The 10,506-nt window shown below is 42.1% G+C and carries 11 protein-coding genes; 1 reads left to right on the top strand and 10 read right to left on the bottom strand.

The window, feature by feature from the left end; all coding sequences use genetic code 11:
* Window positions 1-20 precede the first annotated feature (20 nt).
* The gene (locus tag GNE10_RS25525) at window positions 21-2,684 is read right to left on the bottom strand and encodes a PAS domain S-box protein (protein ID WP_185567811.1); all 2,664 of its coding nucleotides are present in this window, start codon (window positions 2,682-2,684) and stop codon (window positions 21-23) included.
* Window positions 2,685-3,154: 470 nt separating this feature from the next.
* On the opposite strand from GNE10_RS25525, the gene aspS reads away from it, so the two are divergent.
* A complete protein-coding gene (aspS, locus tag GNE10_RS25520) occupies window positions 3,155-4,942 on the top strand; it encodes an aspartate--tRNA ligase (protein ID WP_185567808.1) in 1,788 nt (595 codons plus the stop codon).
* A 202-nt stretch (window positions 4,943-5,144) separates the two neighbouring features.
* Here the strand turns inward: aspS and GNE10_RS25515 are convergent, their stop codons facing one another.
* From GNE10_RS25515 to GNE10_RS25480, 9 genes are all read right to left on the bottom strand, one after another.
* Complete coding sequence (locus GNE10_RS25515; protein WP_185567806.1) at window positions 5,145-5,342, bottom strand: type II toxin-antitoxin system HicA family toxin; 198 nt, start codon at window positions 5,340-5,342, stop codon at window positions 5,145-5,147.
* A gap of 3 nt (window positions 5,343-5,345) precedes the next feature.
* Complete coding sequence (locus tag GNE10_RS25510; protein WP_185567803.1) at window positions 5,346-5,588, bottom strand: DUF1902 domain-containing protein; 243 nt, start codon at window positions 5,586-5,588, stop codon at window positions 5,346-5,348.
* 199 nt (window positions 5,589-5,787) lie between these two features.
* On the bottom strand, window positions 5,788-6,069 hold the full coding sequence (locus GNE10_RS25505) for a hypothetical protein (RefSeq protein ID WP_311774849.1): 282 nt from the start codon (window positions 6,067-6,069) through the stop codon (window positions 5,788-5,790).
* 173 nt (window positions 6,070-6,242) lie between these two features.
* Window positions 6,243-6,470, bottom strand: a complete 228-nt coding sequence (locus GNE10_RS25500; protein ID WP_397326368.1) for a hypothetical protein — start codon at window positions 6,468-6,470, stop codon at window positions 6,243-6,245.
* Window positions 6,460-6,516, bottom strand: a complete 57-nt coding sequence (locus tag GNE10_RS36595) for a hypothetical protein (protein WP_397326366.1) — start codon at window positions 6,514-6,516, stop codon at window positions 6,460-6,462. The genes GNE10_RS25500 and GNE10_RS36595 overlap by 11 nt, the downstream gene beginning before the upstream one ends.
* A gap of 24 nt (window positions 6,517-6,540) precedes the next feature.
* Window positions 6,541-6,759 (bottom strand): type II toxin-antitoxin system HicA family toxin, encoded by a 219-nt coding sequence (locus GNE10_RS25495; RefSeq protein ID WP_185567797.1) that lies wholly within the window; start codon window positions 6,757-6,759, stop codon window positions 6,541-6,543.
* Window positions 6,760-6,762: 3 nt separating this feature from the next.
* Complete coding sequence (locus GNE10_RS25490) at window positions 6,763-6,972, bottom strand: type II toxin-antitoxin system HicB family antitoxin (protein WP_099072443.1); 210 nt, start codon at window positions 6,970-6,972, stop codon at window positions 6,763-6,765.
* A 127-nt stretch (window positions 6,973-7,099) separates the two neighbouring features.
* Window positions 7,100-7,603: a DUF1877 family protein gene (locus GNE10_RS25485; protein WP_221642991.1), complete on the bottom strand. Its 504-nt coding sequence runs from the start codon at window positions 7,601-7,603 to the stop codon at window positions 7,100-7,102.
* 178 nt (window positions 7,604-7,781) lie between these two features.
* The gene (locus GNE10_RS25480; RefSeq protein ID WP_099072445.1) at window positions 7,782-10,250 is read right to left on the bottom strand and encodes an ATP-dependent Clp protease ATP-binding subunit; all 2,469 of its coding nucleotides are present in this window, start codon (window positions 10,248-10,250) and stop codon (window positions 7,782-7,784) included.
* Window positions 10,251-10,506 lie beyond the last annotated feature (256 nt).

The raw sequence follows: 10,506 nt of genomic DNA, 5'->3' as shown, positions 1-10,506 counted from the left end.
CCCCCATCTCCCCCTCCCCACTAAAGAGGCGAACAACAAACAGCACGAACTCGATCGCGTCCTTCTTGTTTGGCTATATAAAGCGCTTTGTCGGCTGCATTAATCAAGTCTTGGGGCGACATTTCGCTATTTGGCACAGTGCTGACAACGCCGAGACTGACGGTTACATAATTACAGACGCCAGATTTCGCATGGGGAATCTCTAAGTTGCGTACTGCTTGTCGAATGGCTTGAGCTAGATGAATCGCGCCTTGAATTTCTGTATTTGGCAAGATTACGGCAAATTCTTCTCCGCCGTAACGAGCTACTAAATCTGCTGGACGCTTAATAATATCTAAGAGCGCACTGGCAACTTTTTGTAAACAATTATCTCCTGCTAAATGACCATAGGTGTCGTTGTAGGGTTTAAAAAAATCAACATCTAATAAAATTAAAGACAGTGGTACTTTCTCGCGTTTGAGTCGATGCCATTCAGTTTCGAGATATTCATCAAATCGGCGGCGATTGGCTATTTGAGTCAAGCCATCTAAGGTAGCTAATCTTTGTAATTCTTCGTTGGCGGCTTGTAGCTGCTGGTAAAGTACTGATTGATGAATGGCGATCGCTACTTGAGAGGCCAATTGCTGCAATAAATTAACTTCAAATGCTTGCCAATTACGAGGTGTGGCAAACTGATAAGTAATTAATAAACCCCACAAATGTCGCCCATTCAAAATCGGCACCACCATTGCAGCTTTCACCTGATAAAGTTGCAATAATTCAAAAACGTCGGCTGAAAAATCAGATTGTTGAATATTATTTAAAATTTTGGGTAATCCCTGGTAATAATGGCTAAAATCTTCTTGAATGCAAAATGGCAAAATTGTATTTCTTAATTGCTGAGGACAACCGTCAACTACGGATGCTGCAACAAAATAACCACTACCGTCAGTTGCTAATTGATAAATAGCTACACAATCTGAACGCAAGCATTCTCGAATACTATTTACAGTTGTATTTAAAACATCTTCTAAATTTAGCGATCGCCGAATCTGTTGAGTTACTTCAGTGATTAGTCTTTCTCCTCTTGCTTGTTGTCGCAGTACTTCTTCGGCTTGCTTGCGAGTGCTAATATCTTCAACTGAACCAAGAATCTGCGTTGGAGTACCGTTAGCATCTCTAGCAAAGACGACTTCTCTGGTATTCAACCAAAGCCACTGGCCGTTTTTGTGCCGAAATCTGTATTCGGTGGACATCACTTCATTGTCCTTGAGGTTGGTGAAGCGACTTGTTATGTCATAACAGAGATGTTGGTCATCTGGATGAAAACAATTTACGAACCATTGCGGATCTGCTTGACAAAATTCTTCTGGAGAATAACCTAAAATTTTCAGACTTTGCTGATTAAGATAAATACTTGTTCCTTGTAATAGGTCAAATAAATATAAAATATGGGGTACTGTATTAGCAACCTTTTGGAGAAAGTCTTGACTTGAACGCAATGCTTCTTCGGCTTTGTGCCGTTCGCGCAGGGCGGCTTGCCATTCACTAATATCTCGTCCCTCAGAAACGATGGCACTCACGCGCCCTGTTTCATCAACTATGGGACGTAGTGAAAAATCAAGAGTAATCACTCGTTCGTCTCTACCCCAAATATCAACTTCATAGCGAATAAATTCCCCATTAGTAGCATTAGCAATGGCACTTTTTAATTGTGCTTGTGTATCTGGAGAAATTGTCCACCATTTTGCTTCCCAAAATAATTGACCAACAACTTCTTCTCGTGTAATTCCAGCAAAATCCAGTGATGTTTGATTGACTTCTAAAACAATTCCGTTGGTCTGAAGCAATCCCATAAACTCTATAGTTTGATTGAAGATGGCACGGAATTTTTGCTCATTTTGACTTAAGGCTTGTTCTGCACGTTTGCGTTCGGTAATATCTCGTCCCACCGATTGCAGTTCTACAAGATGATTTTCCTCGTCGAATATACCTCTAACATTCCACTGCGCCCAGCGCACTTCTTTACAAGCCATAACTCGATTTTCAAAAGTGACAACGGGATTTTCTAAGGTAATGGAATTGACTAAATCAAATACATATTCTTTGTCTTGTTTAAATACAATAGGTTCGTAGTGCTGACCAATAATTGTTTCTCGCTTGATTCCAAAATACCTACAGAAAGCTTCATTGACGAAGGTAACAGTACCATCAGGTAAGCCTCTGGCAATCAGTTCGGTTTGGTCTTCGAGAATAGCACGATAACGAGCTTCGCTTTGCTTGAGGGCTGCTTCTACCTGTTTTCGTTCGCTAATATCAAACACTAAACCCTGAAGTACTTGAGTTTGTCCATCTACACAGAGAATGAGATTGGCTTGGTTTCGTACCCAAATCATACTACCATCATGCCTAATCATCCGATACTCAATACACAGAGGTTCTCCAGTGGAAATTGTGCTATTTACAGCTTGCCAAAGGCGATGGCGATCTTCAGGATGAGTGTAATCTAACCAACTATTGAAGAAACTAGGATTCCAATCTTCGGGAGCCACGCCTAACAATTGTTGCAGTTGCGGACTAATATAAGCAACTTTGGCAGTAGTATTGAGCGGTGAAATGTAAACAACCCCTGGAATCTGTTCTACTAAGGTGCGATACTTTTGCTCTGCCTCAGAGACTTTTTCATCCGCTTGGTTGTGACTCATAATGTTTTGAATTTCCACAATAAAGTATAATTGCCAGTGTTAGAAATCCTGCATTAAAAGCACATTTAATAACCGCTGAGCTAACAGAAAGTCAGTTCCACGGTGATGGTAACCAAGCGCCTTAGGGATGGTTGTAGGAGTGTAGGGATAATCATTGGTGTTAACTTCTGCTCAAACACTCAATTTGCTGTGGTTTTAGATACTGCAACCCCGTTGAAAATCTCCCCAAGGATCGGGGGCGAGAGAGGATACATAAGCAATAGGCTTATATCATAACTAACTAATCACTTATAATTACCGGTTCTATGCAAAAATCCCACAAGCCTTTTTCCCTTGTTAAGACCTGCCCTCCATAAGATGATTCCGTTTTTTCTGGAACTGGAACTACTACAATTACTATTGATGCTAGATAATGGGGAAGCTTTGACATTTATTTGCCAATCTAGCCCCAGAGAGAAAAACTAACAATTATGCGAACTCACTATTGCGGCGAAGTCCGAAAAGAACATATTGGAGAAACTGTTACCTTTTACGGATGGATAGACCGTCGCCGCGATCATGGGGGCGTGATATTTTTAGATTTACGCGATCGCTCTGGCATTGTCCAAATCGTCAGCGATCCGCAACGCACCCCCGATTCCTATGAACAGGCAAATGCCCTGCGAAATGAATATGTTGTCCAAATCACTGGTAGGGTAACGCAACGCCCCCAAGAATCCCTCAATCCCCGTCTACCTACCGGTGAGATAGAAATTTACGCAGATAAAATTCAACTCCTCAACGCTGTCCGTAAACAATTACCTTTCCAAGTTTCGGTAGCTGACAGCGAAACAGTAAGGGAAGACTTGCGGCTAAAATACCGCTATTTAGATTTGCGACGCGAACGCATGGCACACAATTTACAACTGCGTCATCAAATTGTCAAAGCTATGCGTCGTTACCTGGAAGATTTGGAAGGTTTCATCGAAGTCGAAACCCCAATACTCACCCGTTCTACTCCCGAAGGTGCTAGGGATTATATCCTACCCAGTCGCGTCAACCCCGGTGAATGGTTTGCTCTACCACAATCACCACAGCTATTTAAACAATTGCTGATGGTATCCGGCTTGGATAGATATTATCAAATTGCCCGTTGCTTCCGTGATGAAGACTTACGCGCCGACAGACAACCCGAATTCACCCAGTTGGACATGGAAATGAGTTTCATGTCCCAAGAAGAAATTATCGAACTCAACGAAAAGTTAGTTTGTCATATCTTCAAAACCGTTAAAGGTGTTGAATTACAACGGCCTTTCCCCCGTCTCACCTACGCCGAAGGAATGGAACGCTACGGTAGCGATAAACCAGATACCCGCTATGGTTTGGAATTAGTCAACGTCTCGGATATCGTTAAAGACTCTGGTTTCAAAGTCTTTCGAGACACCGTAATCAATGGTGGTATCGTCAAAATCCTACCGATTCCCAACGGCAATGATGTTATTTCTAATGTCCGTATTAAACCAGGTGGTGATTTATTCAAAGAAGCCAGCGAAGCCGGCGCTAAAGGTTTAGCTTATATCCGCGTGAGAGACGATGGCGAAATTGACACCATTGGCGCAATTAAAGACAACCTCAGCGCAGAACAAAAGCAGGAAATTCTCCAGCGCACAGGTGCTAAAGCTGGACATTTGTTATTGTTCGGGGCTGGTGATGCTGCCACTGTTAATAAAACTTTAGATAGGTTACGGCAAGTAATTGCTAGAGAATTTGGATTAATCGATCCAGAAAAAATTAACTTGCTGTGGATTACAGACTTCCCCATGTTTGAGTGGAACGCTGACGAAAAACGCCTTGAAGCACTGCACCACCCATTTACAGCGCCGCATCCTGAAGATTTGAGCGATTTAAAGACAGCACGCGCCCAAGCTTATGACTTGGTATTCAACGGCGTGGAAGTTGGCGGTGGTAGTCTACGGATTTATCAGCGAGAAATTCAACAACAGGTATTTGATGCCATCGGCTTGTCTCCAGAAGAAGCACAAAATAAATTCGGCTTTTTATTGGAAGCATTTGAATATGGTACACCGCCTCACGGTGGCATCGCCTACGGTTTAGACCGTTTGGTAATGTTGCTAGCCGGGGAAGAATCCATCCGAGATGTGATTGCTTTTCCCAAGACGCAACAAGCCCGTTGTTTGTTAACAGATGCACCTTCGGGAGTAGATGTCAAGCAACTCAAAGAATTACACGTTGCTTCAACACATAAGCCCAAATCGTAATCAAAACACAAGGAAAGCAAAAAGTATCTAGTAGTGGCGTGAGAAGTCTTAAATGTTGCAATAGATTTTATTGTGGGATGGGTGTCCTCACCCGTCCGGGCGGGCAGGATGCCCACCCCACAAGAGTTTACTAATGCACTATTTTAGTCTAGACATGCCATTACAGTACTTGATACAGTACGCGACTCATACTTATTTTTTATCAAAAAGCTTTAGGTAATCCTGCTTGTTTCAAAACAGCATTAGCAGTATGACGCGACTTGATAAAACCATCTACTACAAACCGATGGTCTGAAATTGGACTATACCAAATTTTATGGTCTCCCTTGCCTTGTCTTTCAAAGTAACAACCAGATTCAGTAAGAATCTTTTTCAATTCAGAAGTAAAAGACGCACCCATTTATCAAGCCACCTGAATTAACTCTTGTCGATGGCTGATTAATTCAAAAGTAATTGAGCCTACATAGTCAGAGGGTATTATTCCATTCAGAACAACAAGTTCTGGAATCATTACTCGAAGCTTTTCCGTGAGAATTTCTATACTAGAAGCTTCTGTTGCTAATCCTGGTACATCTGAGCTAGTTGCAACCCAAACCTCAGCATCTTTATCCCAAAATGCTTGGACTTTAAACGTGATTTGTGTCATTATCAAGCGTTTTGTCGAATTTGCAACGTTAGTTATATTTTACAGCAGCTTTTAGAAGTAACGTGTGTTATGCCGTAGGCTAACGCACCACCAACAAATTAAAGTGCGTAACGAAGACATCAACTTTTATTACCAACTTCATAACTAGCAGTTACCTTCTGTTGATGTTCTAAACTTTTATCTCGATTTTGAAACTCATCTAACAAACAATAAAAAGTATTAAAACCCTCTTGTTCATTCCCACAGTGAAGCATGATAATTTTTGCCCAAGAGTTAGAAGTTGACACATGATATTTTTCTGCACCCAAGGCTGAAAATTTCGATAAAAATCCATTTCTTCTTCAGTTGCTTTAACTCCTAATTCTCTTAAAGCAGTTTTAAAACCAACTAAAAAATGAAACAGATCGTTAACAGAAGCACGCCCAATATACATCCCTGGCTTAGATTTAATTTTTTGCAAAATTTCAAATAATTTGCTCATCAATTAATTCAAAAATAATTCAGCCTATATAGTCAGTAGAGTGTGTTGCTGCTGAGAGTACAGCATATTGGATTTTTGACTGATTGCCTTGATTTTATTTCTACAATTACTGAGCGTTCTCAAATTAAAATTTTTATCGAATCTGATACTGCTGTACAGCACTCTCTAGTAACTCAGGCTAATTCCGCAGCTAAAAGTCTACCTTCAATTGGTTCATACTCATCTTCTAGTAACCACGATTTGGCTGCATCATAGTCATTACTAGAAAATACAACTTTATAACCCTGCGCCGGATCGTAAATTTGACAGTTTTTGTTACTGTTGCAAAGCAATAAAAGAATGTATGGAGGAGATAACATTGGATCTATCCATACTTCTGTAAATTCCCAGTTATTCTTCACTGGATCTTGTGCGGGGGATGACGTGGTATTGGTTGTCTGCATTGATTTTTATCTCCCCGTATTATTTTTACTACTCCAACATTTTTTCAATGGTCAAACCAATGTCACTTGCAATTTGCCGTAGCAATCTAGGTGAAATATCACGTCCCTTGTGAAAAGGTACGGTTGTTCCTCGACCATCTTCGTGGCGAAACTGTTTATGTGAACCTTTCTGACGCACCTCCACAAACCCAAGGCTTTCTAGTATCCGAACAACCTCCTGTGGTTTCAAAATGGGTATCTTGCTCATAATCTATTGGATCGCAATTTGTTGTGTACCAACAAACTCTGTCTCAAATGCTAAATCTTCGTCCTCTAGAAGCATCTCAATTACTTCACGCAGATTCTCTTGTAATTCATCCAAGGATTCTGCTTGCGAGTGTGCCCCCGGAAATCCAGGAACATACCCAACATAGAGCTTTGTATCAGAATCTCGCTCAACAATTGCAGTAAAAATTTTCATAGTTTTAGCATTATAGCTTGAGAAGAATAATTAAAAAGTAAAAAAATAATTCCCCTAAATAAGTTTAGATATCAGTCTAAAGCTCAGGTTTCCTAAGAGCAAAACTTTTTACTTTTGCCTTGTTTAGTTAGTTAAATGATAATAGTATTATCTCACCTTCTTGTGCGGCTCTACTAAAAAACTTAACTAACTGAGTATATAAATGGAGATAATGTGGCTCCATATAGGCTCTAATTTCCTGAAATTCAAATAATTTATTCAGACTGTTTTGTAAATGGTCGGTAGAGATATGGTTTAAGATTTTAGTGATTTCTTGAACTTCACTTGCTGTCAAATAACGTACCATTCCATAAGTTGATTCCCACTGTGTTGGGGTTCCTCCCATAAACACTTTATGAAGCCAGTTTTCAGTATTAGTTTTGCATTCGTATGGAAATTCTTCCGTGAATAAAAAGTGAAGTGACTGCCAATATTTGTCGAGGTCTAGATAGCAATCGCTAGCTTTTAATGCTTCAAAATATACATAAATCTCTTCATCGGTTTCTATATAATCGCCGAAATAAATGCTGGCATAGGCAGTATCTTGATGTAATCTTTCAAATTCTTCAAGAGTAACGCGCCTGTAACTCAATTCGATACCGATATCAATAAAAATAATGAAAGAAGCAAAAAAGGGTGTATTTCATTCAATCGAAAATAGCCATACAAAATTAACTCTCAAGATTTTCACACAAAAAAAACGGTAGAGTATTGATTACTCTACCGTTTTCTAATTTTCTATTTGAGATTAAAATCCCAAATTTTAAATCTTACTCAACGCCTTGGGGTAACAATTCCCGACGCTCTTGAGCGCTTACCTGAACAGTACCGTTCTCGTCAACATCAACTAAGGCTACATCGCCATCCTTGATGCGACCAGAGAGGATTTCTTCTGCGAGGCTATCTTCTAGCAAGCGCATAATCGCTCGGCGTAATGGTCTTGCGCCGTAGCTGGGACTGTAACCTTCTTGGATTAAACGATCCTTGAAGCGATCGCTGACTTCTAAGGTGATACCTTTTTCTGTGAGACGACCGAATACTTCCTTGAGCATAATTTCGGCGATTTGGGTCACCTCTGGCTTGCTCAACTGACGGAAGACGATAATTTCATCAAGTCGGTTGAGGAACTCTGGACGGAAGTATTGCTTCAATTCTTCGTTCACCAAGGAGCGAATTCGGTTGTAAGCTGACTCAGTGACATCTTCGGCAAATTCAAAGCCAATACCACTGCCACCTTTTTCAATTACCTTAGAACCAATATTGGAAGTTAAAATCAGCAAGGTATTCTTAAAGTCCACCGTGCGACCTTTAGCATCAGTTAACCGACCGTCTTCCAAAATTTGCAGCAACATGTTGAATACATCGGGGTGCGCTTTTTCGATTTCGTCGAACAGCACCACGGTGTAAGGACGCCGCCGCACGGCTTCGGTTAGTTGACCACCTTCGTTATAACCAACATAACCAGGAGGCGAACCAATCAGCTTGCTGACGGTGTGACGCTCCATGTATTCGGACATATCTAAGCGGATCATCGCTTCTTCGGAACCGAAGAAGTAAGCTGCTAAGGATTTCGCTAATTCGGTTTTACCTACACCAGTAGGCCCGGAGAACACAAAGCTGGCGATGGGTCGATTGGGATTCTTCAAACCGACACGAGCGCGACGAATAGCCCGTGAAACTGCTTTTACAGCTTCGTCTTGACCAATTAATCGCTGGTGCAAGGTGTCTTCCATGTGCAGCAGTTTTTCAGATTCCGATTCGGTGAGTTTGTTCACCGGTACACCTGTCCAGGAAGCGACAATGTGGGCTATGTCTTCTTCTGTAACTACAGGTTCTTCATGTTCGGAACCAGTTGCATTGGCTTTGCTTTGAGCGATCGCTCGGATTTCGGCTTTGATTTCCATTTCCCGATCGCGCAATTCCCCGGCTTTATCAAAGTCCTGAGAACGCACTGCATCATCTTTCTCTTTTAAGATCTGACGCAGTTCTTTGTCTAACTCCTTCGCTGCGGGTGGAAGTTGGGAATTAATCAACCTTACCCTGGAACCAGCTTCATCCACCAAGTCGATGGCTTTATCTGGGAGATAGCGATCGCTAATATAACGATCTGACAATTTCGCCGCCGCCACCAATGCTTCATCGGAGATTTTCAGCTTGTGGTGTTGCTCGTAGCGATCGCGCAGACCATATAAAATTTCAATTGTTTCATCTACACTGGGTTCGCCCACCATTACTGGTTGGAAACGGCGTTCCAAGGCTGCATCCCGCTCGATGTGTTTACGATATTCATCTAGGGTTGTCGCACCGATGCACTGCAACTCACCTCTGGCCAAAGCTGGCTTGAGGATATTAGCTGCGTCGATGGCACCTTCGGCTGCACCTGCACCAATTAGGGTGTGAACTTCATCAATTACCAGGATGACGTTACCCGCAGAACGGATTTCATCCATGATTTTTTTCAACCGTTCTTCAAATTCACCCCGGTATTTGGTACCTGCTACCAGCAAACCGATATCCAGTGTGACTACACGTTTATCTTCCAGGATGTCAGGTACATCTTTGTTGGCAATCCGTGAAGCTAAACCTTCAGCGATGGCGGTTTTACCAACACCTGGTTCTCCAATCAGCACTGGGTTATTTTTTGTCCGGCGACCCAATATCTGAATCACCCGTTCAATTTCTTTGGCGCGTCCTACTACAGGATCGAGCTTGTTGTCTGTGGCCATTTGGGTCAGGTTAGAGCCAAATTCATCCAAAGTCGGGGTTTTTGTCCGACCAGATGAACCGCCTGGTGAAACCTCAGCAGTTTCTCCCAACATGCGGATGACTTGAGTTCTTACCTTGGATAAATCCACACCGAGGTTTTCTAGCACCCTGGCTGCTACACCTTCCCCTTCGCGGATTAGGCCCAACAGCAGATGCTCGGTGCCAATGTAGTTGTGCCCCAGTTGGCGTGCTTCTTCCAAGGAGAGTTCTAGAACTCGCTTTGCCCGTGGCGTAAACGGAATTTCCACGGCCACAAAGCCCGATCCCCGGCCTATAATTTTTTCAACTTCAATCCGAGCATCTTTGAGATTGACGCCCATTGACTTCAGCACCTTCGCGGCCACACCGGTGCCTTCACCAATCAGACCCAGGAGGATCTGCTCGGTGCCGACAAAATTGTGGCCTAAACGGCGGGCCTCTTCTTGGGCCAGCATGATTACCTTAATGGCTTTTTCTGTGAAGCGTTCAAACATGGCTTTATCCCATCACCTGCGTCGTGCCGGTACGCTGATTTTAGCACAGGCTAAGCTTTTGGACGCCTGTATAACAGATTATAGACATCCAAAGCTGATGATTTAGGTTTATGCGGAAATTACTACCTTTTGACTGCTTTCATCTAGCTAGTGTACTGAGGAGCCGTAGTTCACCAGACTTTTTGGGATTTGTGACAAATAATTAACTGTTAATTTTACGAGTTTTTACTTTATCCCAAACATTTATTATTAACAT

Origin of the sequence: Nostoc sp. 2RC (assembly GCF_014222165.1) — a bacterium.
GTDB classification, from domain to species: Bacteria; Cyanobacteriota; Cyanobacteriia; order Cyanobacteriales; family Nostocaceae; genus Nostoc; species Nostoc linckia.
The sequence above is the reverse complement of the archived record's forward strand: the minus strand, read 5'-3'. Positions and strand labels throughout refer to the sequence as shown.